30 protein-coding genes and 1 tRNA gene are annotated in these 24,815 nt (G+C 71.1%); 8 read left to right on the forward strand and 23 right to left on the reverse strand.

Annotation, left to right across the window (positions count from 1 at the left end; translation table 11 throughout):
• Window positions 1-61 precede the first annotated feature (61 nt).
• The 17 genes from K7957_RS07475 to K7957_RS07555 form a co-directional block, all read right to left on the reverse strand.
• Window positions 62-865 (reverse strand): DUF2163 domain-containing protein, encoded by an 804-nt coding sequence (locus tag K7957_RS07475; RefSeq protein WP_223011354.1) that lies wholly within the window; start codon window positions 863-865, stop codon window positions 62-64.
• Entirely contained in the window at window positions 862-3,141 is a 2,280-nt protein-coding gene (locus tag K7957_RS07480) for a DUF2460 domain-containing protein (protein WP_223011355.1), read from the reverse strand. Before K7957_RS07480 ends, K7957_RS07475 begins: the two co-directional genes overlap by 4 nt.
• Window positions 3,141-3,689, reverse strand: a complete 549-nt coding sequence (locus K7957_RS07485) for a tail tape measure protein (RefSeq protein WP_223011356.1) — start codon at window positions 3,687-3,689, stop codon at window positions 3,141-3,143. Before K7957_RS07485 ends, K7957_RS07480 begins: the two co-directional genes overlap by 1 nt.
• The gene (locus K7957_RS07490) at window positions 3,682-3,900 is read right to left on the reverse strand and encodes a phage tail assembly chaperone (protein ID WP_223011357.1); all 219 of its coding nucleotides are present in this window, start codon (window positions 3,898-3,900) and stop codon (window positions 3,682-3,684) included. Before K7957_RS07490 ends, K7957_RS07485 begins: the two co-directional genes overlap by 8 nt.
• Window positions 3,897-4,226, reverse strand: a complete 330-nt coding sequence (locus tag K7957_RS07495) for a gene transfer agent family protein (protein ID WP_223011358.1) — start codon at window positions 4,224-4,226, stop codon at window positions 3,897-3,899. Before K7957_RS07495 ends, K7957_RS07490 begins: the two co-directional genes overlap by 4 nt.
• On the reverse strand, window positions 4,223-4,624 hold the full coding sequence (locus K7957_RS07500; RefSeq protein WP_223011359.1) for a phage tail tube protein: 402 nt from the start codon (window positions 4,622-4,624) through the stop codon (window positions 4,223-4,225). The genes K7957_RS07495 and K7957_RS07500 overlap by 4 nt, the downstream gene beginning before the upstream one ends.
• A 242-nt stretch (window positions 4,625-4,866) precedes the next feature.
• Entirely contained in the window at window positions 4,867-5,277 is a 411-nt protein-coding gene (gene gp17, locus K7957_RS07505; protein ID WP_343228339.1) for a tail completion protein gp17, read from the reverse strand.
• Complete coding sequence (locus K7957_RS07510) at window positions 5,265-5,453, reverse strand: hypothetical protein (protein WP_223011360.1); 189 nt, start codon at window positions 5,451-5,453, stop codon at window positions 5,265-5,267. The genes gp17 and K7957_RS07510 overlap by 13 nt, the downstream gene beginning before the upstream one ends.
• Entirely contained in the window at window positions 5,450-5,965 is a 516-nt protein-coding gene (locus K7957_RS07515; protein ID WP_223011361.1) for a head-tail connector protein, read from the reverse strand. The genes K7957_RS07510 and K7957_RS07515 overlap by 4 nt, the downstream gene beginning before the upstream one ends.
• 144 nt (window positions 5,966-6,109) lie before the next feature.
• On the reverse strand, window positions 6,110-7,114 hold the full coding sequence (locus tag K7957_RS07520) for a phage major capsid protein (protein ID WP_223011362.1): 1,005 nt from the start codon (window positions 7,112-7,114) through the stop codon (window positions 6,110-6,112).
• Window positions 7,115-7,589: 475 nt separating this feature from the next.
• Entirely contained in the window at window positions 7,590-8,003 is a 414-nt protein-coding gene (locus K7957_RS07525) for an HK97 family phage prohead protease (RefSeq protein ID WP_343228340.1), read from the reverse strand.
• Window positions 8,000-8,332, reverse strand: a complete 333-nt coding sequence (locus K7957_RS07530; RefSeq protein WP_223011363.1) for a DUF6127 family protein — start codon at window positions 8,330-8,332, stop codon at window positions 8,000-8,002. Before K7957_RS07530 ends, K7957_RS07525 begins: the two co-directional genes overlap by 4 nt.
• Window positions 8,329-9,417: a phage portal protein gene (locus K7957_RS07535; protein ID WP_223011364.1), complete on the reverse strand. Its 1,089-nt coding sequence runs from the start codon at window positions 9,415-9,417 to the stop codon at window positions 8,329-8,331. Before K7957_RS07535 ends, K7957_RS07530 begins: the two co-directional genes overlap by 4 nt.
• A 477-nt stretch (window positions 9,418-9,894) precedes the next feature.
• The gene (locus tag K7957_RS07540; RefSeq protein WP_223011365.1) at window positions 9,895-10,305 is read right to left on the reverse strand and encodes a low affinity iron permease family protein; all 411 of its coding nucleotides are present in this window, start codon (window positions 10,303-10,305) and stop codon (window positions 9,895-9,897) included.
• Window positions 10,306-10,381: 76 nt separating this feature from the next.
• Window positions 10,382-11,689 carry a DNA-packaging protein gene (locus K7957_RS07545; RefSeq protein ID WP_223011366.1) on the reverse strand — a complete coding sequence of 436 codons (1,308 nt, stop codon included), beginning with the start codon at window positions 11,687-11,689 and terminating at the stop codon, window positions 10,382-10,384.
• Entirely contained in the window at window positions 11,686-12,918 is a 1,233-nt protein-coding gene (locus K7957_RS07550) for a hypothetical protein (protein ID WP_223011367.1), read from the reverse strand. The genes K7957_RS07545 and K7957_RS07550 overlap by 4 nt, the downstream gene beginning before the upstream one ends.
• A 129-nt stretch (window positions 12,919-13,047) precedes the next feature.
• Complete coding sequence (locus K7957_RS07555) at window positions 13,048-13,320, reverse strand: DUF7957 family protein (protein ID WP_223011368.1); 273 nt, start codon at window positions 13,318-13,320, stop codon at window positions 13,048-13,050.
• A 146-nt stretch (window positions 13,321-13,466) separates the two neighbouring features.
• Here K7957_RS07555 and K7957_RS07560 point away from each other — a divergent pair, with 146 nt between their 5' ends.
• A complete protein-coding gene (locus K7957_RS07560; RefSeq protein ID WP_223011369.1) occupies window positions 13,467-13,874 on the forward strand; it encodes a response regulator in 408 nt (135 codons plus the stop codon).
• 157 nt (window positions 13,875-14,031) lie between these two features.
• Here K7957_RS07560 and K7957_RS07565 read toward each other — a convergent pair.
• Window positions 14,032-14,105 (reverse strand) — tRNA-Gly (locus K7957_RS07565).
• 591 nt (window positions 14,106-14,696) lie between these two features.
• Between K7957_RS07565 and K7957_RS07570 the strand changes: the two genes are divergently transcribed.
• The 4 genes from K7957_RS07570 to K7957_RS07585 all read left to right on the forward strand — a co-directional run bounded on the left by K7957_RS07570 (window position 14,697) and on the right by K7957_RS07585 (window position 19,111).
• Complete coding sequence (locus K7957_RS07570; protein WP_223011370.1) at window positions 14,697-15,695, forward strand: GlxA family transcriptional regulator; 999 nt, start codon at window positions 14,697-14,699, stop codon at window positions 15,693-15,695.
• A 288-nt stretch (window positions 15,696-15,983) separates the two neighbouring features.
• On the forward strand, window positions 15,984-16,511 hold the full coding sequence (locus tag K7957_RS07575) for a PilZ domain-containing protein (RefSeq protein WP_223011371.1): 528 nt from the start codon (window positions 15,984-15,986) through the stop codon (window positions 16,509-16,511).
• Window positions 16,511-18,685, forward strand: a complete 2,175-nt coding sequence (locus tag K7957_RS07580; protein ID WP_223011372.1) for a putative bifunctional diguanylate cyclase/phosphodiesterase — start codon at window positions 16,511-16,513, stop codon at window positions 18,683-18,685. Before K7957_RS07575 ends, K7957_RS07580 begins: the two co-directional genes overlap by 1 nt.
• Window positions 18,686-18,727: 42 nt before the next feature.
• Entirely contained in the window at window positions 18,728-19,111 is a 384-nt protein-coding gene (locus K7957_RS07585) for a response regulator (RefSeq protein WP_223011373.1), read from the forward strand.
• 1,850 nt (window positions 19,112-20,961) lie between these two features.
• On the opposite strand, the gene K7957_RS20655 is transcribed toward K7957_RS07585, so the two are convergent.
• The 5 genes from K7957_RS20655 to K7957_RS07605 all read right to left on the reverse strand — a co-directional run bounded on the left by K7957_RS20655 (window position 20,962) and on the right by K7957_RS07605 (window position 23,016).
• Entirely contained in the window at window positions 20,962-21,210 is a 249-nt protein-coding gene (locus K7957_RS20655; protein ID WP_343228341.1) for a hypothetical protein, read from the reverse strand.
• Window positions 21,180-21,845 carry a DNA adenine methylase gene (locus K7957_RS07590; RefSeq protein WP_343228342.1) on the reverse strand — a complete coding sequence of 222 codons (666 nt, stop codon included), beginning with the start codon at window positions 21,843-21,845 and terminating at the stop codon, window positions 21,180-21,182. The genes K7957_RS20655 and K7957_RS07590 overlap by 31 nt, the downstream gene beginning before the upstream one ends.
• Entirely contained in the window at window positions 21,842-22,249 is a 408-nt protein-coding gene (locus tag K7957_RS07595) for a hypothetical protein (protein ID WP_223011374.1), read from the reverse strand. Before K7957_RS07595 ends, K7957_RS07590 begins: the two co-directional genes overlap by 4 nt.
• A 165-nt stretch (window positions 22,250-22,414) precedes the next feature.
• Window positions 22,415-22,660: a hypothetical protein gene (locus K7957_RS07600; protein ID WP_223011375.1), complete on the reverse strand. Its 246-nt coding sequence runs from the start codon at window positions 22,658-22,660 to the stop codon at window positions 22,415-22,417.
• The gene (locus tag K7957_RS07605) at window positions 22,657-23,016 is read right to left on the reverse strand and encodes a DNA cytosine methyltransferase (protein ID WP_223011376.1); all 360 of its coding nucleotides are present in this window, start codon (window positions 23,014-23,016) and stop codon (window positions 22,657-22,659) included. Before K7957_RS07605 ends, K7957_RS07600 begins: the two co-directional genes overlap by 4 nt.
• 171 nt (window positions 23,017-23,187) lie before the next feature.
• On the opposite strand from K7957_RS07605, the gene K7957_RS07610 reads away from it, so the two are divergent.
• The 3 genes from K7957_RS07610 to K7957_RS07620 all read left to right on the forward strand — a co-directional run bounded on the left by K7957_RS07610 (window position 23,188) and on the right by K7957_RS07620 (window position 24,775).
• Window positions 23,188-23,439, forward strand: coding sequence for a hypothetical protein (locus K7957_RS07610; RefSeq protein WP_223011377.1), 252 nt, complete (start codon window positions 23,188-23,190; stop codon window positions 23,437-23,439).
• A complete protein-coding gene (locus tag K7957_RS07615; protein WP_223011378.1) occupies window positions 23,436-23,651 on the forward strand; it encodes a hypothetical protein in 216 nt (71 codons plus the stop codon). Before K7957_RS07610 ends, K7957_RS07615 begins: the two co-directional genes overlap by 4 nt.
• A gap of 188 nt (window positions 23,652-23,839) precedes the next feature.
• Window positions 23,840-24,775 carry a tyrosine-type recombinase/integrase gene (locus K7957_RS07620; protein WP_223011379.1) on the forward strand — a complete coding sequence of 312 codons (936 nt, stop codon included), beginning with the start codon at window positions 23,840-23,842 and terminating at the stop codon, window positions 24,773-24,775.
• The last annotated feature ends 40 nt before the right edge of the window (window positions 24,776-24,815 follow it).

Genomic DNA, 24,815 nt, shown 5'->3' on the forward strand with positions numbered 1-24,815 from the left:
GAAATCTTGATCCCGCGAGGATCTCCTTCTGCGCCGGACTCCTCCGTGCCAGACACCCCCTTCACCCCACCGGGTAGCGCGTCAGCAGGTCGTTGCCCGGCACATAGGGCTCGCCGCGGAAGTTGACCGCGTTGCCGAACCGCGCCGCGCAGGTGGCGAGCCGTTTGTCGCAGCCCTCGACCAGCTCCACCAGCGTCTCTGCCGCCACCGCATGAACCGGCACTTCCTCCAGCGTCACGCCAGCACCCGCCGAGCCCGTCACCGCGCTGACCAGCCCCGCGTTGCCGCCGCCGAACCAGCGCAGCGCGCCGCCCGCATAGGCCCCCGCCACCGGCTCCGCCGCGTCGAGCGTCAGCACCGCGCCGTCCGCCGCAACCACGCGCGCGAAGCGCCGCCGCGCCGCCATCATCACGCGGCAGCGGCGGTCGCCGAGCTCGGCGCGGCAGGTCGGCGCGGTCAGCTCCACCGCGGGGCGGTCGAGCCGCGCCTGCGCGCCGCTCAGCTCGGCGGTGAAGTCGCGGTCGCGCGCGGTCACCGCGCCGATCCGCCCCTCGCCGAGCGGCAGCGGCGCCGCGCTCGCGTCGCTCCAGTCTACCGCCAGGCAGACCACGCGCGCGCCGTCCCAGCGCCCGTCGGCGAGGTCGCGCGCGGTGATCGCCGCGGCGGTGAAGGCGCCCTCCGCCGCCATCGTGTCGGCGTCGAGCCCGCTGCCGAGCGCCACCGCCGAGGGCGTCATCCCCGGCGCGGCGCGATAGACCAGCCCGTCGATGACGAGGTCGCGGTCGTGCGCGGTCAGCGCCAGGGTGACGCCGTCGCGCCGCTCCAGCCGCCAGCACAAGGCCAGCGCCAGCACCCGGTCGCTCATGCCTCGCGCAGCTCCACCAGCGGCACGCTGTGCGCGCTGCCCGCCAGATAGGTCGCGCGCGCGACGCTCAGCCGGTCCTCGGCGAAGCGCACCGGCACGTCGAAGTCGAACGACGCGGTCACCGCCGCGCGCGCCGCGGGCGCGTCGTCGAGCACGATCACGCCGAGCGGCTCGAGCGTGAAGGCCGCGGTCGCCGCCCCCGCCACCGCGACGCGTAGGCTCCCCGCCACTGGCCGCGTGATCCGCCGCGTCGCGTCGCCGTAGCGCGTCACCAGCGCGAAGCGCCGCGTCGCGCCGTCGCCGTGCCCGAGCAGCACCTCGCGCGCCTGCCAGTCGAACGGGTCGCGCAGCCGGAAGCCGCGTGCCGGCCCCCGGCGCGCGCGGTAGAAAGCGAGCAGCAGCGCGATATCCGCCTCGCCGCGCACGCCCGGCCCGACGTCGTAGCGCGTGCGCGCCTCGGCCCAGGCGACGGTGCGGGTCTCGTGCCCGCCCGCGCTGGTCGTCACCGCGGTGGAGAAGCCCGGCGCCACCTCGGCCTCGCGCCCCAGAGCGAGCGGGAACAGCACGTCGTCGAACGCGTCCATCTCGTCCTCCCCCTGCCAATAGACCAATCCATCACGCAGCACCTGCGGCAGCGCCCAGAGATAGCGCGCGGCCACGCCGCGCCGCCGCGCCGCCGCGGCCGCGGCGAGGATCGCTGCCCACGCGCCGCGATCGTCGGCGCGCAGCACGAAGCCGGAGAGATACTCCTGCCGCTCCGCCGGATAGCCGAGCGTCGCGCCGACCAACGCCGCGCCGCGCTCGCTCGCGCCGGTCGCGCCCGCGGTGACCCAGTCGTAATCCTCGAGCTGGAGACCATCGAAGGCGGGCGACGCCCAGCCGTCCGGCAGGTTGAGCCGCCGCGCGCCCGGCATCGCGGGGTCGAGCAATGTCGGCAGGTAGATCAGCAGGTAGCTCACGCACCCCGGCCAGTCGCCGCGCACCGCCGCCACCAGCGCCGACGTGGAGCGCGCCAGCGCCGTCGCCGCGCGATCCAGCGTCGCCAGCTGCGCATCGTCGAGCGCGCCGCGCAGCGAGGGAACCGTGACCGGCTGGAGCGCGGCGCGCGCGCTCTCGTCGTAGAGGCACGGCCGCGCGTCGGCGGCGATCCACCACCACGGCTCGCCGACCTGGAAGCGCGGCGCCAGCCCCGCGTCCGCGCCGATCGCGACGAAGGCGCGCGCCACCGCGTGGAGATAGTCCATCGCGCCCGCGTGGGTCGGTGATAGCAGGGTCGAGGGCGGGTCCCACCCGGTCAGCGCGGGGGTGCCGTCGGCGTCGCGCTGCTTCCAATCGTCCCAGCAATGCCGGTCGAGCAGCTCGTAGGAGAGCGACCAGATCAGCTCATAGCCGAGCTGCGCCGCGCGCCGCGCGAGATCGGCGTGCCAGGCGGCGCAGGGCGCGTTGAGCGTGCCGCCGCGGCGGCTCACCAGCCAGCGCGTGTCCGCGCCCGCACCTACCGCCTCGAGGCGGAAATAGTGGCTCATCCCGACATAATGGTCGATCGCGCCGCGATAGCCGAGCTGGAGCGCGTTGCGCAGCAGCCGCGCCGGGGTGAGGTGGTAATGGTCGTCGTAGCCGCTCGCCACGCGCAGGTCGTGCGCGGGCACCATGACGTCGCCGATCGCGAGCACCGCGCCCGCGCCGTCGACGGTGATGCCGCTGAGCTCGGCCCAGCCTTCCGCCGGCGCGTCGAGCGGCGCGGCGCTCCGGTCGTAGCCGGGCGCGACCAGCGAGACGAACAGCCGGTCGATGTCGCCGGCCCAGACCGGGTCGCGGTCGGCGGGCAGCGCGAAGCCGGCGTCGAGCGCGGCGAAGTCGAGCGCCACCTCGGCGTCCTCGGGCGAGCCCTGCGCATAGTTCCACAGCCGCACGTACCAGGCGCGCGCCTGGCCGGCGGCGTCGCGGCCCTCGATCGTCAGCGTCGGCCCGTCGACCTGGTCGAGCGCGCGCACGCCCGACGAGCGCCAGCGGAAGCGCAGCCGGCAGGCGCGATAGTCGCGTTCGGTGTCATAGCCGAGCAGCGGATGGTCGTACCGGTCGACGCTCTCCCAGATGATGCCGGCGAGATCGTCGCGACGGTAGAAGACCGCGTCGACGCGCAGCACGTCGGGCGCTGGGTTGGTCGCCGCCGCCATCATCGGGCGCGGGAAGTTGACCGTCCAGTAGCGCGGGTCGAAGCGCGTGAGCCAGTCGGTCGCCTGCTCGGCGCGCTGGGTGGCGAGCCAATAGGGCATCACTCCGCCTCCTCGAGCGCGGCGCGCACCGCGCGCGCCACCTGCCGCGCCGATCGCTCCAGCGCGCGCGGCGCCTCGCCGGCGTGCGCGTTGACGGTGATGGCGAGCCGCAGGTCGCCGCGGCGCGACGGCGCCGCGGTCTGGCGCAGCAGGTCGATCGCCCCACCGGGCCGCTGCATCGGAAAGGACGGGGTCGGCGCGCCCCGCTCGCGCCCGCCGCCGCCGTGGCCCAGCCCGAACAGCCCGCCGAGCAGGCCGGTGAGCAGCCCGGTCGCGCCGCCGCCGCCGGTGACGCTGGCGACGCCGTCGCGCAGCGCCGCGCGCGCGACCGCGTCCATCGCGCCCATCGCGACGCCGCGCAGCTCGTCCAGCCCGAGCTTGCCCTTGCGCACCGCGTCGAGCAGCGCGTGCTCCAGCCCGCGGCCGGCGCGCGCCGCGCCGAGCGCGAACGGGCCCTCGACCTGGCCGCGCATCGCGTCCAGGTCGCGCGCGAAACCGGCGGTGTCGGCGCGCACGCCGATCACCAGCCGCTCGATCTCCTCATCCATCGGGGAACATCTCCTGCAAGCGCTCGCGCAGCGTCGCGTCGGGGGGCGGGGGTCGCTCGGGCGCGAGCGCTTCGCCCGGCGCGGCGAGCTCGGCCGGGGTGGCGCGCCAGAACTCGTCGGGGCGCCAGCCGAGCGCGAGCGCGGCCAGACCGGCGAGCCGCGTCGCCGCCGCGGCGAAGGTGGGGTCGGGCCCGCGCCCAGCGCCGCTCATAGCCCCGCGAGCACCTGGCGCAGCAAAGCGTGGAGCGCGGGCGTGGCGGCGGCGAGCCCGCCCGCCACCAGCGCCTCGCCGAGCGCGTCCCGGGTGAGCGCCGTGGGCCAGTCGCGCCGACAGTGCCAGAACAGCGCCACCAGCTCGGCGAGCGCGAGCTGCCCCGCCGCGGCGCGCTCGACCAGCGCGAACAGCGGCCCCAGCTCCTGCTCGGCCGCGACCAGCGCGGCGAAGCTCGGGCGCAGCACCCATGTCTCGCCCGCGACGCGGATCGCCGCCTCGCCCCTCGCGGGGTTAGCGGGCGCGGGGTTCGGGCAGGCGCTCACGCCGCCGCCACCGCGCCCGAGCTCTCCAGCGCCAGCGTGTAGCTGCGCTCGCCGTTGTAGTCGCCGGCATAGTCGAGCTTGGTGACGAGGAAGCGCCCGGCCAGCGCCTCGCCGCTCTCGAAGGTGAGCCGGTAATCGTCGAGCGTGCCCGCCAGCGCGCTCGCGCGCACCCGCTGTTCGGCGGCGGAGCCGGTGAAGATCCCCGCCGCGGCGACGCTGACCGAGCGCACGCCCGCGCCGGAGAGCAGTTCGCGCCAGCCGCCCGAGTCCTTGTTGGTGATCGCCACCGCCTCGCCGTTGACGCTGAGCTGCGTGGTGCGCAGCCCCGCGACGGTGCGATAGCCGCCGCCGCCGTCCGTCACCTTGAGCAGGAACGCGCTGCCTCTCTCCGCTGCCATGTCGGTTCTCCTGGTTTGTTGGTGGGTGGGTTTGAGTCGGTGAGATCAGGGCATGAGACGGTGCAATCCTCCCCGCTCGCGGGGAGGGGGACCGCGACGCGAAGTGGCGTGGTGGAGGGGGCTCTCCACGCAGCGCTGCGTCGGCGGACGTGCTTCATTCCACGCAGCGCAGCGCTCGCGGAGCCCCCCCTCCAGCACCGCGCTGACGCGCGGCGGTCCCCCACCCCGTGCCGGGGAGAATCTCAGTCACCCGCCCGCAGCATCCGCACGCGGACGTCGACCAGCGCGGCCCAGCGCGCGGGCGCCTCCGCCACCAGCGCGAGCCGCACCGGGGCGACGCTCACCACCTGCCACGCGCCCGCGAGCGGCGGCAGCGCCAGCAGCGCCGCCTCCGCCGCCGCGGCGAGCCGCTCGGCGCGCGCGCCGCTCTCGCCCTCGTCGCGGATCGTCACGCCCAGCCGCAGCTCACGCCCGTCATGCGTCTTGCTGCCCCAGTCGGTCGCGGCGAGCTCGCGCAGCAGCGCGTAAGGCACCGCCGCGCGCGGCGCGGTGCCGTCGAACACGCGCGTCACGGCGATCTCGCGCAGCGCCGCCAGCGCCGCCGCGCGCAGCGTCGCGGAGGCGCCTTCCGCGGCGCCGCTCACGCGCGCCACCAGCCGAGCCGCGGGTCGGCGAGCCAGCGCCGCACCAGGCCGCGCCCGCTCACCGCGACGCCGTCGTCGACGAGCTCGATCCGCGTCCCGGGCAGCAGCGCGCGCAGCCGCGCCGCGACGCGCGCCCTCGCCGCGGCGACCTGCCGCGCGGCGATCCGCTCCACCGCGCCGCTCACGCGCGTGCCTCCGCGACCAGCCGCAGCGTCCGGTGCGGGCGCCACAGCGCCGTGACCGCCGCGGGCAGCGGCGTCGCGCCGCCGCGGTCGGCGAAGAGATAGGCCGCGAGCAGCACCGCGCCGTGGCGCAGCGCGGGCGGCAGCCCGGCCCAGTCGCCCGCGACGCCCGCGGTGAAGCGGATCTCGACGGGCGCGGCGGTGCGGACCCAGCCGGTGCCCTGCTCGTCGAGGTCGACCATCGCGGCGGCGGGCGCCTCGACGTGGCGCACCGGGCGCGCGGGCAACGGCTGCCACGCGGCGCGCGCGGGCAGCGCGGCGACCAGTTGGCGCGCGATCAGCACCTGGCCGAGGAACAGCTCGGCGGCGCCGAGCGCGGTCTCGACCAGCGCGAGCGCGAGCGCATCGTCGTCGGTGGCGGCGGCGCGCAGCTCGGCGCGCAGCGCGGCGAGCGCGGCGGCGCGATCGGCCTCGCCCAGCGCCACCGCACCGGGCGCGCCGCTGAGGATCGGCATGACGGATCTCCTGATATGATGGGAGGCGAGGCGGACGCGGTTCTCAGATCCTCCCCGCTCGCGGAGAGGATCTGAGCCTGCCGAACTCGACCGTGCGGCCCCTCAAGGCGCCCCCTCCCCGCCGAGCGGGGAGGATTTAGCCTCTCACTTCTCCACGAACTTCAGCAGCTTGATCGCATCGCTGTCGCTCACGCAGCCGGCCACGCGACGGGTCGCGTAGAAGGTGACGAAGGGCTTGTTGCTGTACGGGTCGCGCAGCACCGCGGTGTCGCCGCGGTCGGCGATCAGATAGCCCAGCCGGAAATTGCCGAACGCGATCGAGGCGCTGCCCGCCGCCACGTCGGGCATGTCCTCCGCCTCCACCACCGGATAGCCCAGCAGGGTCGCGGGCTGCGCCGCCGCCAGCCCGGGCTGCCACAGGAACTGGCCGTCGCGCGTCTTGACCTTGCGCACCTGCGCGGCGGTGGCGGCGTTCATCACGAAGCACGCGCCCTGGCGGTAGGGCGCGCGCAGCGCCTGGACGAGGTCGATCAGCCGCTCGCCGGGATCCCCCGCGAACGCCCCGGCCGCGCCGCTGGCGAGATATTGCAGCGTGCCGAACGCGCGCGCGCCGTCCGCCTCGGCGCTCGCCGGCGAGGTCAGGAAGCCGCGCGGCCGCCCCACCCCGCTGCCGGTGACGAAGGCGGCGCCCTCCGCCTTGGCGAACTCGGTCGCGATCTCGGCGGCGAGCCACGCCTCGCTGTCGAACAGCGCGTCGTCGAGCATCGCCTGGCTCGCGCTGGGGTTGGCGTAGAGCTCGCCGCCGGGCGGGACCAGCTCGTGGAAGGTCGGCGTCGCGGTGACCGGGCGCGGGTCGGTCTCGCCGGCCCAGCCCGCGGGCGTGCCGCCGCTGGTGACCAGCTTGCGATAGCCCGCGCTGCCGACCTGGACCACGTTGGCGATGGCGCGGATCGGGCTGAGGCTGACGAGCTGCGCGTCGATCGTGCCGTCGAGCTGGGTCGGGATCGCCACCCCGCCCCCCTCGCCGGTGGTGCCGGTGAAGGCCTTGGTCTCCAGCGTCGCGCCGGTGCGGATATAGCGCGCGAAGGCGGCGTCGCCCTCCGGTCTCGCGCCCTCCAGCAGCGGGCGCGCGTCGACGGTGTCGGTCATGGTCGGTCTCCTTCTGGGTGAAGCTGTGGTGCGAGGCAGCGCCGGCCGCGCTCGCGTGGCGTACGGAGAAGAGACTCACGCGAAGGCGCGAAGCAGAAGGATTGTTCGCGCAGAGACGCGGAGACGCAGAGCGGGTTCGAGCGCGGCAGCGCTCCTGCCTCTCGCCGGCGTGATGCGACAGGACGACCGCCCGACGCGCGTCCGCTCCGCGTCTCTGCGCCTCTGCGCCTCTGCGCCTCTGCGCGAACATCGTGCTGGCGCTACGCGCCGGGGGCGCGATCCACGCGGGCGCTGGAGGCTCATCCATGTCGCTCGACCTGCCCCGTGCTCCTGCGAAAGCAGGAGCCTAGCGCCGCGGGGCCGAGGCTCGCGACCCTGGGATCCGGCGTGCGCCGGAGCACGACTCGGCCCGATCCGGCGCCGAGCGCCCTCTCTCTGCCGCGCGTCCTCGCGTCCTCGCGTCTTCGCGTGAACCTCATCCCGGCGGATCCGGGCGCGCGTCGGGAGCGGGCGGCTCCTCCCACCACTCGACCAGCGCGCCGGGCTGCATCGGCACCGCGACCAGGCTGAGCTCGACCAGGTCGGCCGCGACGATCGCGCGGTGCGCGCCCTGGCGCACGACTCGCGCGCGATACGCCACCGAGAAGCCCGGCAGCGCGCCGCTCTTCACCGCACGCGCCACCGCCGGATCGTCGACCCGCGCCGTGACGAGCAGCCCGCGCGCGTCGTCGTCGAGCCGCAGCAGCACCCCCGCCGGCGCGCCGCGATGCTGGCACAGCAGCGGCACGAGGCGCGGTCGCGCGCCGAACACGCCCTCGCGCAGCACGTCGCCGACGCGGTCGACGCGGTCCCACAGTGCGGCATAGCCGCCGCAGCGCAGGCCGCTCACTTGCCGTCCCCGCCGAGGTCGACGCCGAGCCGCATCGCCAGCCCGAGCAGCAGCAGCGCGCCGAGCGTGCGCGTCACCCAGCCGAGCAGCGCGCGCCACGCCGAGCGCTTCGCCGCGCGCCACGTCTGCAGCAGCTCGCGCAACGCGGCGACGTCGCCCGCCGCGCCCGCGTCGGCGAGCCCGAGCCGGGTGAGCGCGCGAGTCGCGCCCAGCTCGCCGGCCTGTTCCGCGACCGCGCGCAGCCCGGCCGGGTCGGCGCCCTCCGCCGCGAGCTGCGCGAGCAGCTGCGCCAGCACCGCGGCGGCGCCCGCGTCCCGCGGCGCGCTCATCGCCAGTCCACCATCGCGCGCTTCTCCTCGGGCGAGAGGAAGTCCGCCGCCGCCGCCATCCGCCACAGCCGCTCGCGGTCCTCGGCCAGCGCGGGCACGCGGTCGAGGTCGACCCGCAGCGCCGCCTCGCCGCACCAGCGCGCCAGCCCCGCGGCGAGCCCGGTGAGGATCGCGTCGGCGAGCGGCAGCACGGTCAGCCGCCACAGCGCTCGGTTGGCCTCGGCGTAATTGGCGTGGGTCGAGTCGCCGGGCAGGCCGAGCAGCATCGGCGGCACGCCGAACGCCAAAGCGATCTCGCGCGCCGCCGCCGCCTTGGTGCCCGCGAAGTCCATATCGGCGGGGGTGAGGCTGAGCGGCTGCCACGTCAGCCCGCCCTCCAGCAGCAGCGGCCGACCGGCGTTGCTCGCGCCGGCGAAGCCCGCGTCCATCTCGTCGCGCAGCCGGCGGAACTGGTCGGGCGACAGCGTCGCGCCGTCGCGCGCGTCATAGACCAGAGCGCCCGAGGGCCGCGCCGCATTGTCGAGCAGCGCCTTGCTCCACGCCGCCGCGGCATTGTGGATCGCCACCGCGGGCGCGGCGGCGCCGAGGCAGCCGAGGCCGTAATGGTCGTCGAGCGGGTGGAAGCGGCGCAGGTGGATCACCGCCTCGGGCGCGAGCCGGGTGGCGCGCGCGCCGACGCGGTAGAGGAAGGCGGCGGGCCAGCCGTCGGCGCCGAGCTCGACGCTGACGCGCTCGGGGCGCAGCGGGTAGAGCGCGGCGGGCGCGCCCTCGGCGTCGCGCAGCGGCTGGACGAAGGCGTTGCCGTGGAGCAGCAGCTGCGCCGCGACGGTCTCGAGCAGCGCGGGGGCGGCGACCAGCGCGCGCAGCGCGTCATCGTCGCCGGCGAGCGGCGCGCTGGCGACGCTCTCGGCGACGAGCCGCACCGCGCGCTGCGCGATGGCGTTGCCGAGATAGCCCGCGCGCACCTGCGCCTCATAGCCCTGCGGCCAGACGGCGGGCGGCGGCGGCGCGGCGATGCCCGACGCGCGCGCGAGCGGCGGCCGCGCCGCCGCGGAGGCGGGCGCGGTCTTGCGGAACCAGGCCATGGAGGTCTCCTCGGATGGTGGTGTGTCGGTCGGCGACGGGCCGGCGGCGGTGACCGCAGCGGGCGGGTGGCACGGGGCGGCAGGCGTGAGGTGTTCGGCGCTCGGCACTCGGTGCTCGGTGCTCGGTGCTCGGCGACGATGTCGGCGGGTAGGATCGCCTTGAAGCCGCGTTCCCTCCCCCGACCCGCATGGTGCGGCCATTTGACCCCGCCCCTACTCAACCGTCATCCCCGCGAAGGCGGCGATCCAGACGCGTGGACCGTCGAGGGAGTCGCCACGTCAGCGTGTATGGATCCCTGCCTTCGCCGGGATGACGACGGAAGGCGCGGTGCTAGCGGTCTCAGACAAGCCACTGGCCGCGCGGCGCAGGTCCCGGCCTCGCCAAGATGACCTCAGGCGAGACCGGCATTCTTCGCGTGGGCCGGCCCGCAGGTCAGCGGGTCGTGTCCCTGTCTCCCGGCCGCGCCGACGCCCCGCCTAGCGCCGCTCCAGCAGCGTCTCCACGCTGTCGTCGACGGTGCCGACCTTGCCCGGCTCGTGCCCCGCCTCTTTCTCCAGCGCGGCGCGGATCGCCTCGATCTGGCGGTCGGTCATATGCTCGATGCCGATGAACTCGCCGCGTGCGCTGTCGAGCGCGCGGATGATCTCGTCGAGCTTGGCCTGCACCGCCGCGGCGTCGCGGTTCTGCGAGTTCTGGATCACGAACACCATCAGGAAGGTCACCAGCGAGGTGCCGGTGTTGATGATCAGCTGCCACGTGTCGGACCAGGCGAAGATCGGCCCCGTGACCGCCCAGGCGAGGATCGAGGCCAGCGCCAGCGCGAAGGTCACCGGCTGACCCGAGGCGGAGGCGATCCGGGTCGCGAGCGCGGCGAAGAAGCGTTCCATCGTCCGCGCATCCTGCCACCGCGCCGGGTGCGCGGCTTTAGCGTGGATCAATCGGGCCGTCGCGCCCCCGCGCCGCTCACAGCACGCGCACCCGCACCGCGCCGCCCTCGCCGAGCAGCAGCGCGGTGAGCGCCCAGACGCAGGCGTCGGCGCGATCGGGCGAGCGCCCCGGCCCCTCGTAGCCGCCGCCCGCGACCAGCCCGGCCAGCTCGTCCTCCAGCGCGGGGAAGGCGCGCGCGTGCCATACCCGTCCGGTCTCGTAGAGCGCCGCCACCGGCTCGGCGCGCGCCGCCTTGCCGCGCGTCGCATGCACCAGCCGCAGCGGCAGCGCGGCGTCGGCGGCGCGCAGCACCTGCGCCACCATCTCGCCGCCCTGGTTGGCCTCGGCGATGACTCGCTCGGCGGCGTGGCGCGCGGCGCAGGCGGCGACCGCGCGCGCCCAGCGCTCGGGGCTCGCGCCCGTCACGCTCGCGTCCTCGAGCACATAGCCACGGCCGTCGCGCCCGAGCCCGGCGGCGACGATGCCGCAGGCGTCGCCGCCGCTGCCCGCGGGCGGGTCGACCCCGACCACCACGCGCACCAGCGCGGGCAGTGTCGCGGCGCGCTGGCGCTCGAGCAGCGCGCGCGGCCAGAGCGCCCCGGCGACGTCCTCGATCAGCTCGCCGTCGAGCTCCTGCCGCCCGAGCCGCGTCGCGCCATAATGCGCCTCGGCCGCGGCGAGGAAGGCGCGCGGCAGATGCGGGTTGTCGCGCGTGCGCCCGCGCGTCACCGCGGTGTCGGGCGCGGCGGCGAGCCGGCGCAGCAACGCGGTGGCGCGCGGCGTCGTCGTCACCAGCGCGCGCGGCGCCTCGCCGAGCCGCAGCCCCAGCATCAGATTGTCCCAGGCCGCGGCGTCGCGCCACTTGCCGAGCTTGTCGGCCCAGGCGAGATGGTGCTCGGGGCCGCGCAGCCCCTCGGGCGCGGCGGCGGAATAGACCTGCGCCACCGCGCCGCCGTCGAAGCGCAGCTCGCCCAGGCTCGGCCGCCACACCGCACCGCCCGCGTGCCGCGCCACCGCGAGCAGCCCGCTCGGCCCCTCCACCATCACGCGGCGCGCGTCCTCCGCGGTGGCACCGACCAGCGCGATCCGCGCCTCGGGCCGCGCGCGCGCCATCGCCGCGACCCACTCGGCGCCGGCGCGGGTCTTGCCGAAGCCGCGCCCGGCCTGGATCAGCCACACGCGCCAGTCGCCGCCGGGTGCGAGCTGCCCCGGATGCGCCCAGCTCGCCCAGTCGGCGACGAGTACGCGGCGGGTCGCCTCGTCGAGCTGCTCGACCACGGGTGCGGCCGCGGCGGGGGCGAGCCGGCGCAGCGCGCGCAGCGAGCGCGTGAGCGGCGCGGTCATGCCCACACCCGCGGGCGCGCGGCGGGCGTCGCACGCGGCGGCGACGCGCCGCCCGGGTAGAAGGGGCGACTCGCATCGACGCGGGTGCCGACCAGCCCCGGCCGACCGTCCGACCGCGCGGGACACGCCGCGTCGACCGGTCGCGCGTCCCCGGCGCTCAGCAGCGCGGCGAGGACGGCAGCGGCGTCGGGCGGGTCGACGGCGAACCGCCCCCGCGCCGCCTCGGGCGCGCTCGGCCGCGCGAGCCACGCCGCTTCGCCCCGTGAGTGGATCGCGAAGGCGGACGTGACCGCCGACGCGGGCGGGCCGGCGTCAGGCGGACCGTCGTGGATCCCTCCGCGCCAACCGTCGGACGAAGGGTGTTCCCGCGCCCGCGGGAACCCAGAGCCACGTGGCGCCGCGACGTGCGGCGCTCGATCGTCCTGCTCTCCCGCGTTCGCGGGAGCACAGGGAGGAGGTCGCGAGAGTCCCGCCTCGATCCGGGTGGCAGCACCGAGGTCGATGGACGCCGCGGCGCCGACATCCGGGCCGGCGCCGGTGCCGGCCGCGTCCGGGTCGACGGGTGCGTCGGCGTCGACACCCGCGGCGGCGCTGGCGTCCGCCGCCGCGTCGCGCTCGAGCGCGTCGACCGCGGCGGCCACGGCGGCCGACACCGGGGTGCGGCGCGCGCCCGGCGTCGCGCCGGCGTAGAGCTGCAGCCGGCGCGCCAGCTCGGCGCCGAAGGGACCGAGCGCTGCCCGCCGGCCGCGCTGCGCGGGCGGCGCGACCGGCGCGCCGGCCGCGGCCGCGCGGTGGCGATCGAGCAGCGCCACCGCGGCGGCGAGGTCGAGCGGCGCCTCGTGCTCGAGCAACTGGCGCAGCGCCGCTGCCTCGAGCCGCTCGTAGCCGATCGCGAGTGCGTCGCGCCACGCCGCCGCGAAGCGCGCGCTGCGCCGTCGCAGCGCGTAGGCCGAGACCGGCGCGATCCCGACCGCGGCGGCGGCGCGCGCGGGACAGCCGAGCAGCGCGAGCTGGTCGAGGAAGCAGGCGCGGGTGGCAGCGTCGAGCGGCACCGCCGGCGCGGCGAGGTCCGGGGTCGCCGCGGCCGGGCGCGGGCCGGCGTGACCCTCGCCCGCCGCGGCCGACGCGCTCGCGGCGGCAGTGATGGCGGCGGGACCGCGGCCAGCCGCGCCGGGCGCCCTCGCCGCGCGCGCGCGCGCTCCCGCCCCGTCCGAGCGCTCGCCCCGCATCGCCGATCTCCCGCTGAAACGCGAGCGGGCCGGCGCGGCGGGAGCCTCGCTCCCGAACCGCCCGGCCCGACTCACATCATCTCGATGTTCGTGTTCTGTACACAAACAGCGTCGCGCTGTCAAGCCCGCTCAGCGCGGCGCGCGCCCGGTGCCGGTGCTGAGCGCGAGCCGCCGGCCGCTGAGCGTGTCGACCAGCAGCGTGTCGCCGTCGCGCTCCACCGCGACGAAGCGGTCGGGCCCGGAGGCGGCAGGCAGCTCGCCGCGCCACACGACTCGGCCGTCGCGATCGAGGCAGACGAGGTTGCGCGCGCGCGCCTCGTCGCCCGCCGCCGCGGCGTAGAGCACCACGCGCCGGCCGCCCCCGATCGCGATGCTCCGCTCGACACGCGCGAGATCCGGCATCGGCCGCTCTCCTCTCTGGGGAGGAAGATACGCGGCCGCGCCCCCGGCGGATGCGTGGAAACAGCGGCCCGCGACTGTCGCATGGCGGGACGGGCGCGGTACCGCCGCCGCCGGAACGATCGTCATCTTGATCTGGTTAAACCGCGATGACGCTGTCCACCGAGCCTTATGCGCTGATCGTCGACGACGATGCCTTCATCCTGATGCAGGCACGCGACATCCTGGAGCATGCCGGCTTCCGCTGCCACGACGCCCTGGACGGCGAGGAGGCCATCGGTCTGCTGGAGCAGCGGCAGGCGGAGGTCACGCTGCTCTTCTCCGACGTCGACTTGGGCCGCGGCATGAACGGCTTCGATCTGGCGCGGCATGTCGACCAGCACTGGCCCCACATCGAGATCGTGATCGCCAGCGGCCACGTCCTGCCCGAGCAGGACGATATGCCCGCGAAGGCGTCGTTCATCGCCAAGCCGTTCAGCGAGCGGATCGTCTTCGAGCATCTCGCCGAGCGACTGCCCGACGGGAAGAAGCCGGACCCGTTGAAGCGGGCCGTGTAGCGGGTCGGGGAGATCGTCTCGCGCTCACGGACCTGTCGCGCGACGTCTCCGCTGCCCTTGTCCGGGTCAGGCTTCGCGAGCGGCCCGTCCCGCCTGACGGTCAGATGAGCGCTCCATCAGAAGGCTCGGCGCCAAGCCTCTCGCCGCGGCAGCGCGGTGGAGCGGGTAACGGGAATCGAACCCGTGTATTCAGCTTGGAAGGCTGCTGCACTACCATTGTGCTATACCCGCAAACCCGCAAAAAAGCGTGCTTTTCGCAAGGCAGCGCAGGAATGTTTTGCAATCCTGTTTTGCAGCTGCAGGCGATAGCGCAGCCTCCGAAGGCGGTCAATCGGGAGCGTTCGGGATCGGGCACGCGGGGTTGAGCGGTGAACGGGAATCACCGGCTAACCCGCGTAGCGGCTCCCCTCACGAAGAGAGATGAATGTCCGCAAGCGCCCAAAAACGGTCACTCACGGCCTCTCGCGCGCCACCAACTCCGGAAATCCATTCATACTGACGTTCGAGGCCGTCAGGCGAGTCGCTAGACTACATCATTAGACTTGAGCCCAGACTGCGATCTGCTGGAGCTAAGCCGCTACTAGTCCCTTCGTTTGATCTCGCGTATGATGTCGTGAACTCTGGATGGGCCGACCTTCCGGAGAAAACTCCGCCGTTCCGCCGCTGTAAGCGACCCCGCCGCATCGCATGTCGGAGCTCTCGTAATGGCTAGCCGGAATAGCGAAATGTTAAGCTTAACTCGATCACGCAGCTCTTTTTATCGACAGAAGCTGAGCGTATGCTCGGCTTCGGACATGGCGCGCTACGGGAAAGAGGCAGACGGTGCTCATCACCATATTCGCGCCCCGGCGTGTGCATCTGCTCGAGATAGCGGGCGTTCGGGATGCCTTCTTCGAGGCCAACCGCAAGATCTCGTCGGGTCAGCAATATCGCGTTCGCCTGATAACCGACGACGGCTTGACGGCGGAGAGTGCGTCGGGCGTCAGGTTTCTTCCCGACGCGGGGATCCATGACGCCGCCGATCCCTCAGACACTCTGATCGTTGTCGGTCCCTATGGCGTGCCAGAGCACCCCGGGGAGGCGGTTCGCGACTGGCTGCAGGAGCAGGCCATGCAATCGAGGCGATACGGCTCGACCTGCACGGGCGCCTTCGTGCTGGCCGATGCCGGACTGCTATCCGGGCGCAGCGTCACCACTCACTGGGAATACGCCGATCAGCTCGCCGCCAAATTTCCCGACATACAGGTCCAACCAGATCGCATCTTCGTCCGTGATGGGTCCGTGTTCAGCTCGGCAGGCGTTACGGCGGCCATTGACCTCACCTTCTCGCTGATCGAGGAGGACCATGGACGTGCGCTCGCCTTGTGGGTGGCGCGGCGCTTGGTCGTCTTCCTGAAGCGACCCGGCGGGCAGTCTCAGTTCAGCGCCACGCTCACGGCCCAGACCAGCGCCAACGACCCATTCGACAAAGTTCAGATACATATACTGGAGGATCCCAAAGCGGACCTGAGTCTGGCGACGCTCGCCAGGATCGTCGGCGTCAGCCCACGCAACCTGGCTCGCCTGTTCCGAAACGAGTTGGGGATGAGCCCTGCTGCCTACGTGGAGCTGGCCCGGATTGATATCGCACGCGGCTTGCTGGAAGATAGTCGAGCTCCGATCAAAGTGATCGCGCACGCGGCCGGGTTCGGATCAGGCGATACACTCCGGCGCGTATTCCTGCGTCGACTAGGCGTCACGCCCAACGAATATCGAAGCCGATTCCGTACTGCAGGCTCAGGGGCAGCAGAGCACGACGAAAGTGACGTGCATCTGTCCTGAAGCGTCGGCTCACCTTCGTTGAGGCGACACCTCCGATGCCGCAATCTGGCGCCCGGAGGCCATCATGCCACTTGCTGCCGTCACCGACCCTCGAATTGACCCGATCACACGTCATCCCCTGCGATCTTGGGAAAGGATCGTGTGCTCGCGGCACGTCACGCGCCCGACCAACCGCTTCGCGGGGGACGAGCCGACATGCTCATAGAGCGGCTAGTCGCGTGGATCCACGCTGGACGACAGGTTGTCGCGACGGCGCCCTGCGATCGACGCCTCGAGCCACGCAGGAAGGTGCTGCTGCGGGCCGAGGTGGTGCCGATCGCGGAGTACGTCGAACTGAAGATCGTCGACGTGTCACGAACCGGCTTCGCTGGCGAGACTTCGGCAGCCTTGCGCGCCGCGCAGCCCGTCCTCTTCTCCGTCACTCCGGATCGGTTCCACGAGGGCATTGTTCGATGGGTGAGAGGGCATAGATTCGGTGCGGACCTCGCCGACGCCACTGATCTCCTCGACGCGGCGCAGGACATCGATCCGGGCTTACTACCTTCCCACGTCGCGCGCGCGCGTCGCCAGCCCGTCGATTGGATCGGCATCATCGCGGTCGGACACGTCTGCCATCGCACGATCGTGCGGGACGTGTCGCGATCGGGCCTACGGCTGGAGCTTGAAGCCAGGCTCGACGTGGGCCAGAACGTTCTTGTCCGCCTGCCCGATCGTCCTCTCGTCCTTGCCACCGTTCGCTGGTGCGCGGATCGAATGGTCGGCCTCCAGACGGCGGAGCGGATGCAGACCCTGCGTCTCGCCTACACGAGCGAATGATGACACCGCGTCAGCCGCGACATGGTGCGAGCCACCCTTGTGCCGCCTCCCAGGACATAGCCGGTGAAACGGCTGCGCCTCCCTCTCACCAGATCGATGCCCCGCCGGTCGAGCGCGTCGAAGAGCTTCGGCGGGAGCAGACGCTGCTGCAGACGGTCGTCGACAGCGTGGACGACCTGATCTTCGCGAAAGACCTGCAGGGCCGCTTCATCCTGCTCAATCGGGCGCTGCGCGAGGGTTGCGGACTGGAGGTCGGCAGTCGAACGCAGGATCTGTTCGAACCCGATCTCGTGCGGGGCTACGAAGGCACCGACCACCAACTCGTCTCGACGGGTAAACCCGTCACGGCTGACGAGATCATCCCGATACGAGGTGAACCGAGGCTCTTTCAGACGGTGAAGGTGCCGTGGGTCGTGGATGGGGACCTCTGCGGCGTGATCGGCGTATCGCGGGACATCACAGCCCGACAGGCAGCGGAGGACGCCGTTCGCGAGAGCGAGGCGCTGCACCGTAGCATCCTGGAGGCGAGCGCCGACTGTATCGCGGTGATTGCCCTTGATGGCCGGCTGGAACTGATCAACGAGCCCGGGCGCCGCGCGATGGGAGTGGGCGCGCGCGCGTTCACGCTAGGGCGGCAATGGATCGATCTTTGGACGAACCGGACCAAGTCGAAGGTCGCCGACGCGCTCGACGCCGCGCGTGCCGGGGATGCCGCGCGCTTCAGCGCCAAGCGCACCGACAGCGACGGCATCATGCGGTGGTGGGACGTCCTGGTGACTCCGATCAAGGACCCGGAGGGACAGGTGAGCCGGCTGCTGTCCATCTGCCGTGACGTCAGCGACAGCAAGGCGGCGTCGTTGCGATTGAAATGGTCGAGTGAGCACGACGCGCTCACCGGGCTCGCCAACCGCAGCGCATTTCAGGCCCGGCTCGAAGCGGCGGTGAAGCGAGCGACCCGCACCGGTGCTTCGTTCGGCCTGCTGTTGCTGGATCTCGATCATTTCAAGCATGTCAATGACACGCTCGGGCATGCGGCGGGCGATCAACTGCTTCGCACCGTCGCCGAGCGGCTCCAGCTCGGCACCCGCCCCACCGATGTCACCGCCAGACTGGGGGGTGACGAGTTCGCCATCATCGTCGAGCAGACTGCCGAGGAGCACGCGCTGCAACGCGCCGGCGGCGCCATGGCCGCACGTCTCGGTCAGCCCGTCTCGATCGGCGGGCGCTCCATGAGCGCGGGCGTCAGCATCGGCGGCGCGCTGTTCCCCCGAGATGCGGCAACGGCGCTCGAGCTGTTCAATAACGCCGATACCGCGCTCTACGCGCTCAAGGCGTCTGGTAGGGGTGGGCTGAGCATGTTCCGTCACCAGATGCGCGAACGGGTCGAGCGCGCGGCGTCGCAGTTGAGCGTGGCGCGAGCTGCGCTTCACGACCACAGCCTCCTGCCGCACTACCAACCCAAGGTCGACCTCGGCAGCGGACAGATCACGGGCTATGAGGCACTGGTCCGGTGGGTGCATCCGACGCGCGGGCTACAAGGTCCGGACACAGTGGAGGAAGCGTTCAAGGACTATGAGCTTGCGTCAAGGATCGGCGAGCTCGTGCGCGGCAGCGTCGTCGCCGACATCCGCGGGTGGCTAGATCAGGATGTCACCTTCGGACGTATCGCGATCAACGCCGCGCCGGTCGAGTTCCTGCGCGACGACTATGCCGAGAGCCTCCTGCGCCAGGCGGCGGACGCTGGCGTGCCGGCGTCGTTCCTGGAGGTGGAGGTCACCGAGCATGTCTTCTGCGAGCGAGGTACCGATTACGTAGCGCGAGCGCTGCGTCTCCTGAAGCGTGAAGGGGTCCGCATAGCGCTCGATGATTTCGGCACCGGCTATTCGTCCCTCGCGCACCTTCGCGACTTCCCGGTGGATCTCGTCAAGATCGACCGCTCCTTCATTCAGCGCATGGCGGACGACGCCGAGATATCGGCGATCATCTCCGCCGTCATAGGGCTGGCCAATAGCCTAGCGCTGGATGTCGTCGCGGAAGGCATCGAGACCGATCTCCAGCTGCGGATCCTGCGTGAGAAAGGATGTAGCCATGGGCAAGGCTTTCTCTTCGGCAGAGCAGAGGCGCGGGAGATGGTCGGGCGACCAGGGTTCCGAATGACGGGCTTATCTAGTTAGGCGTAAATAACACTCATCAAATCGCATCATAGGCGGTGATCCATGGAATTCTCTCGAAGAATCCTCCTTGTTGAGGACGAGACCTTTATCCGCATGTTCTTAACTTGCGCGTTCAGGGATGCAGGTTTCACCGTAATTGGGAGCGAAACGGGAGCGAACGCCCTCACTGAGCTCGAGACGAAGAATTTCGCCGCGCTGGTGACGGACATCCGGCTTGGCGTTGGACCGAGTGGTTGGGACGTGGCTCACTTTGCTCGTCAACGTCGGCCGCATATGGCCGTGATCTATATGACCGGCGACAGTGCCGCTGATTGGATATCTGAAGGTGTACCGACGAGCATCTTGATGCAGAAACCATTCGCGATGGCGCGGCTCGTGACCGCGGTTGCCAACCTCCTGAAAGGGGACGATCAGCTGTCGACCTGAGCGATCACTCGGCGGGAGAGCCGCGAGCGCGAGCCATTCCGTCGGCGGGCGTTCATAGTCGACGTCGCCCCCGTCGCGCTCGCTCGAAGCCGCAAGCTGAACGACGCTCGAGCGCCCGCTGGTCGCTCGCGGCCTCGATGATTACACCCGCTGGCGCCCGAAACCGCCCGTAGGCGGACACGCGCGACGATCTTGGCCCGCCCAATTGCGGACGTTCGTTCACCCGAATGGCTGCCGATCATCGGCTTGGCACGATCCGATTGCCACTAGCGATGTCACGTGCGACGAACGGATTATGAGACGTCACCTCTTCCTTGCTGCGTTCCTGTGGCTGGCAGGCTGTACATCGACCGGAGACCGTCAGAAGGTTGAGGTTATGAATAGGATCGAGCACATGATCCAACTTCCGGCCGGCGCAAATTCACTGCAAAGCTACGCTCGCGCTTATCAATTCAGTTCGAGAAACAAGGTTCGCGCCAGATATTTTCGCGCGGCGAACCCCTCCGATTACGCATACTGTGAAAGATTCACAAAGATGGCCCCTCGATTCAGCGGCGATGCGGCTGCGGTATGCCCGCCGCCAATCGGCATGAGGGCGAGTGAACGGCGTTGGTTTGATGACCACGCCTTCCTGCCCAGCGATTGCGACGGTGGCTGCATTCAAGTGAGTATCGAGTACGATGTGAGCACTGGCCGAATCACCCTCGCACGTTGTAACGGCTTTGGTTAAGCTCCAGCACCTCGCTCTTACGGCTTTATCGCCTAACTTCGGGCGTTCGGCGGTCTGGACAGCCGACCCCAAAGCCAACATCCTTGTCTCATGATCGGCAAGCATTTCACCGCAAGGCGGGCGTTGTTCTGGCTCGTTCTCGTGCTTTGGTTTGCGACTGCTCTCCTGATAGGGACCCTAAGCCTCTTCATGTGGGAAATTCCGCTGTGGCCGTCGTTTAGCGCCGAGAGCACGTCTGAAGGCGTCGCCGTATGGGCAGTGGTTGCCGCATGGTTCTATGTTACACCAATCGGGTTGATCTTGGTTGGCCGCACTAAGGGGCGACCGTCCGCTTAGTAGCCTTCCCAGCCAAAAGCGGTCTGTCCGCTCTCCTGCCATAAGCGGACCGTCCGCTTACGCTGGATCGTCGGCAGGGCGGCCGGGCTCACCCGAGATTGTACCCTCGGCTGACACCCCAGAGTACCCCTGCCATCGATCTCGATTGATGACGTTCGCGCCGCTTGTTAAGCGGGATGGATGGACACGTGGACGACAGGTTTCAGCGCGCCGAGCAACACGTTCCCGGACGCAACTATATCTCTTGAATGTACGCGCTGTTACGAGAATGACGTTCCCGTCGAGACGACGTGGACGGTAAATGTCATGCGTCCAGATGGAAGCTGGGTACCCCATCCTGGCGCTGATCATATTCAAGACGATCTCGAAGCTCTGATACGAATGCTTGCGCCCTTTTACGACGGAGAGACGCGCTGGACGGCTGATATCGATGGCCGCACAATGTCTTTTTTCGAATTGGTCCTTTCGACTTTCCCGAACCACCTAAAAAATTTACGATAGCGTTCAAGTTTAAATGCGCCGTTAATCGGTTCGTAGCTTACCGCGAACAGCCAGAATGCTGGTGCGCCTGGTACCGGATGTCCGCTCGCCCGGCTCGGCCCGCAAAAGTGCGACTGTGTCGGTGTAAACGAGCCGCTCTACCAGCTGAGCTAAGCGCCCGGCGCGAGGAAAGCCCCGCAAAACCGCCGTTCCTGCCCCCTCTACACACCCGGTTTCAGGGAGCAAGAGGGAGCGAAACGGGAACGAGCGGAACCGAGAGTCCCGAACTATCCCCGAACTGGCATCAGAGCAGCTGCGGCGCGCGATCGACGGTGATCGCGTCCTGACCAGGGCCGGTGACGATCAGCTCCTTGACCGCCTTGCCTTCCCCGATCGCCAGGGTGGCGATCGTGTACGTCACGTCGACCTCCTCGACTCGGAACCGGGCGAAGGCCTGCCGCGCGCCTTCGGTCGCGTTGATCGACAGGACGAACTTGCCGCCGATTCCGGAGAGCTGCTCGACTAGGCGCTCGAAGTCTGCCCGCTGGAACACGCCCGGGCCATAGTCGCTCTCGCAACCCCAGTATGGCGGATCGAGGTAGAACACGTGTCGGGCGAGTCGTAGCGCTCGATGACCTCCCAATAGGGCAGGCGCTCGATCGTCACCGGCTCGAGACGCCGATGCAGTGCGAGCAGATCATCGCGCAGGTTGCTCAGGTTGAAACGCGCGGGGCCGGTGGTCGACGTGCCGAACGAGCGCGCGGTGACCTTGCCGCCGAATGCGAGCCGCTGGAGGTAGATGAAGCGCGCCGCCCGCTCGATGTCGGTCAGCGTCTCAGGATCGACGCGGCGCTGCCGATCGAACTCGTCGCGGCTCGCGAGCAGCCAACCCAGCTCCTCCTCGAGCGCGGCATGATGCTTTCGCACAACGCGGAAGAGGTTGGCGACGTCGGCCGAGATATCGTTCATCACCTCGACCGGCGGCCGCTCGGCTCGGCGCAGGAACACCCCGCCCATGCCGATGAACGGCTCGACATATGTCCTGTGCGGGATGGCCGCGATGATGGCGCATAGGCGCTGCGCCAGGTTGCGCTTGCCGCCCAGGTACGGGCAGTTGCCGATCGCCTGACCGGCAGCGGGAGAGGCCACGAGCAGCGAGAGTGCCGCGGCGAACAGGATGCGGATCATGGCTGCACCTCGTTGTTGCGCCAAATCTGGCGCTCGTCCTCGCGGAGCACGCGGACGGAGTGGACGATCATGTCGGAGGGCGGGGAGCCGAGCGCGGGCGCGAGGTACGGCTGCCCCTGCTCAGGCCATGCGATGCCCGAGCTGTTGTTGAGGATGACCTGCCAGTCCTGGTCCCACTTCAGCCCGGCGGGCCAGGCGCGCCACAACACCGCGCGGCCGTCGACCGCGAGGCGGATGCCCCAAGGCCGCAGCTCGAGCGTGAAGGTGTGGCGTCCGGCGACCGGGAAGGTGGTGCCGAGCGGCTTGCCCTTGCCGGTGAGATCGTGGTCGTACTGCTTGTGCAGCACCTGGTCGCCGTCGACGTGGAAGGGCCACCCGCGGCGTAGGTGGCCGCGCTGCTCCACGCCGGCGCGTCCGCCTCGGCGACGCTGCTCTGCGCCAGCATCGCCTCGGCCTCTTCCTGCGTCAGCTTGCCCGCCGCGACCTTCGCCGGCGTCGCCGCGCGGCGTTCGTTGAGCAGCTCGAGCGCGGCGTAGGCGCAGTAAGGCAAGTCATTCGTGAAGTGCAGGTCAGCCATCACGGTCCCCTGCTGGCTTCGGTGTGGACGTTGCCTCTGCAACCTGACCACCTGACTGACGATGCAGCACGACAGGCTCGCTGCCTTTCGTGAAAGCGGCCGCCGCCTTCGCCACCGCATTAAAAGCAGCGTTGTAGCGGTCGGCCTTGTGGCCGGTGCAGCGAGGTGGCGGCCCGCCGATCTCCTGTTCGGCGATCTGGCGAGCGAGCTGCTCGACGTCGTTCTGCGCGACGGTCATGCGGCCACCTGGTCGACCAGCTCGGCGCGGACGTTGGCGCGCGCGAGCGCCTCGGCCATGTCGGGGCAGACGCTATTGCCGATCATTCGGATCGAGCTGCTGATCGACAGCGGCTTACCCTTCGGCCCGATCGGGTCGAGCACGTAGCCGGGCGGAAAGCCCTGAGCGTTCGCCAGCTCGCGGCGCGTCGGCTCAGCGGCGTGGCTGCCGACTGACCCCGTGCGGAACTTGGTTACGTGCGGCGCCAGCGTGACGGTCGCCTGCGCGAACTCGCCGCCCTTGGCGGTGGTGATAGTCGGCAGCGGCGCGCCGCTCGAGGTCGCCTGATTGCCGCCCTTGCTGTGCGTGATCGGCACGATCGCGGCGTCTACCGCAGCCAGCTCGCCGCGATGCGCCGCAGTGACACGAGCATCGCCGTTGCGCGTGCGCTGGTCGCGTAGTGGCGCTGGGCGATCGACCCTCGCCTCTCACCGCTGCCGGACACCTGGGGAGCGGAAGAGGGCGCGATCCAGGCGCAGCTTGAGCGCTTGGCGCCCTGGGCGCGCGGCGCCTCCGATGCGGCGCCGTTCGACCGGCAGCTGCGCGAGCGCGCGCTCCTCGTCGAGGCGCTGCTCTGGCACCAGGACCTCGCCGGCGGTTTTATGCCACGCATCGTCCACTACGGTCTGATCGCCCGCCGGAAACCGCGGCAGAGGTATGTCATCGACGCGGCCGAAGACGCCGGCATTTACCGGGCGCTCGGCTTGCGCCTCGACGCCCAGGAGGCGCGCGCGGCATGAAGCACGAGACCTTTCCCGATAGGCAGCGCCGTCGCTATCCGAGCGAGCAGCAGATCGCCCGCATGCTCGAAATCGCCCGACGTGCCGGCCTTGACGTTGCCGGCTTCGAGGTATCGGCTGAGGGTTCAATCCGAATCCTCGAGGCCCGTGCCATGAACGCCAAGCCTGCCGCCCCTACCTCTGACTTCGATCGGTACGCAGACCAGCTGTGAGCGTCCAATTCATCGCCTCGAGGCGACCGGGCAAGCCGGTTACCTGGTACGTCTACGCCTTCCGCGGCGGCCCCCTGATCCTAAAGCACGTCGGGCCCAGGAAGCCGCGCCTCGGGCCCTCCGAGCACGCTGCGGTCTCCGCCGCGCTCGCTGATCAGACGCGCATCGACCCGCGTTCGACGCGCGCCGTGCTGCGCGCCTGGTGCCCGATCGACCCGGCGCGCGACGCCGAGGAGGCAGCGCCGGAGTGGCGCGCGCTGAGCGACAACACAAAGCGCGTCTGGCGCCCGCACGTCGACAAGATCGAGGAGAAGTGGGGCAAGTTCCCGCTGTCGGTCTTCGACGACCCGCGCATGGTCGAGAAGGTGATGAAGTGGCGGAACGAGCGCGAGGCGACGCCGCGGACCGCGGACATGGGCGTGACGGTCCTACAGCACTTTCTCGAGTACGCCCGGCTTAACGGACGCATCCGCGTCAACATCGCCAAGGGCGTGCCGTCGCTCTACCGCGGCGCCGATCGGGCCGACATCGTCTGGACGAAAGAGGACATGGACCTCTTCGCCCTCAAGGCCGAGGCCGAGCGGAAGAGCCACGTCACCGATGGCCTCCGCCTTGCCGCCGTCACGGGCCTACGTCGCGAGGATCTCGTGACGCTCACGTGGGCGCAGGTCGGCGAGTTCGCGATCGTGAAGAAGGCGCTCAAGATCAGCCGACGTAGGCGCCGGCGCGTCGTCATCCCCCAGACACCACAGCTCGAGGCGCTTCTCGCGGAGCTGCGCACGCGACCGCGGAAGGCGGGTGTCGAGACGGTGCTCGTCAACAGCAAGGGCACGAGCTGGACAGCCAACAGCTTCGGCGGCTCGTTCTCCCGGATGAAGCAGCTCGCCGACATTCACCACGTCGACGAGGAGGGCGCGCGGCGCGAGAAGCACCTACACGACGTGCGTGGGACCTTCTGCACCATGCTGCTCACGACGTGGGGTCTGACAGACCAGGAGGCAGCCGAGATCATGGGCTGGAGCCCCGAGCGCGTCGCCAGCATCCGCCGAGTATATGTCGATCACGCGCGTGTCGTGGTGGAGCTCGGCCGACGCATTGCCGAACGACAGTTAAAAAGTAGTTAGGTCTGAGGTGTTGTCGGGAGAACCCGGCCCGCGAAAAGCT

It is taken from the genome of Sphingomonas yunnanensis (genome assembly GCF_019898765.1).
Lineage (GTDB): Bacteria > Pseudomonadota > Alphaproteobacteria > Sphingomonadales > Sphingomonadaceae > Sphingomonas > Sphingomonas yunnanensis.

Coding starts and splice junctions, on each gene's coding strand:
- K7957_RS07555 (WP_223011368.1), bottom strand. CDS start 13,320: ATGCCGGATCTCGCGCGTGTCGAGCGGAGCATCGCGATCGGGGGCGGC.
- K7957_RS07540 (WP_223011365.1), bottom strand. CDS start 10,305: ATGGAACGCTTCTTCGCCGCGCTCGCGACCCGGATCGCCTCCGCCTCG.
- K7957_RS07545 (WP_223011366.1), bottom strand. CDS start 11,689: ATGACCGCGCCGCTCACGCGCTCGCTGCGCGCGCTGCGCCGGCTCGCC.
- K7957_RS07580 (WP_223011372.1), top strand. CDS start 16,511: ATGACACCGCGTCAGCCGCGACATGGTGCGAGCCACCCTTGTGCCGCC.
- K7957_RS07560 (WP_223011369.1), top strand. CDS start 13,467: ATGACGCTGTCCACCGAGCCTTATGCGCTGATCGTCGACGACGATGCC.
- K7957_RS07500 (WP_223011359.1), bottom strand. CDS start 4,624: ATGGCAGCGGAGAGAGGCAGCGCGTTCCTGCTCAAGGTGACGGACGGC.
- K7957_RS07535 (WP_223011364.1), bottom strand. CDS start 9,417: ATGGCCTGGTTCCGCAAGACCGCGCCCGCCTCCGCGGCGGCGCGGCCG.
- K7957_RS07520 (WP_223011362.1), bottom strand. CDS start 7,114: ATGACCGACACCGTCGACGCGCGCCCGCTGCTGGAGGGCGCGAGACCG.
- K7957_RS07615 (WP_223011378.1), top strand. CDS start 23,436: ATGAAGCACGAGACCTTTCCCGATAGGCAGCGCCGTCGCTATCCGAGC.
- K7957_RS07515 (WP_223011361.1), bottom strand. CDS start 5,965: ATGCCGATCCTCAGCGGCGCGCCCGGTGCGGTGGCGCTGGGCGAGGCC.
- K7957_RS07600 (WP_223011375.1), bottom strand. CDS start 22,660: ATGACCGTCGCGCAGAACGACGTCGAGCAGCTCGCTCGCCAGATCGCC.
- K7957_RS07585 (WP_223011373.1), top strand. CDS start 18,728: ATGGAATTCTCTCGAAGAATCCTCCTTGTTGAGGACGAGACCTTTATC.
- K7957_RS07480 (WP_223011355.1), bottom strand. CDS start 3,141: ATGCCCTATTGGCTCGCCACCCAGCGCGCCGAGCAGGCGACCGACTGG.
- K7957_RS07485 (WP_223011356.1), bottom strand. CDS start 3,689: ATGGATGAGGAGATCGAGCGGCTGGTGATCGGCGTGCGCGCCGACACC.
- K7957_RS07490 (WP_223011357.1), bottom strand. CDS start 3,900: ATGAGCGGCGCTGGGCGCGGGCCCGACCCCACCTTCGCCGCGGCGGCG.
- K7957_RS07530 (WP_223011363.1), bottom strand. CDS start 8,332: ATGAGCGCGCCGCGGGACGCGGGCGCCGCCGCGGTGCTGGCGCAGCTG.
- K7957_RS07550 (WP_223011367.1), bottom strand. CDS start 12,918: ATGCGGGGCGAGCGCTCGGACGGGGCGGGAGCGCGCGCGCGCGCGGCG.
- K7957_RS07590 (WP_343228342.1), bottom strand. CDS start 21,845: ATGATCCGCATCCTGTTCGCCGCGGCACTCTCGCTGCTCGTGGCCTCT.
- K7957_RS07475 (WP_223011354.1), bottom strand. CDS start 865: ATGAGCGACCGGGTGCTGGCGCTGGCCTTGTGCTGGCGGCTGGAGCGG.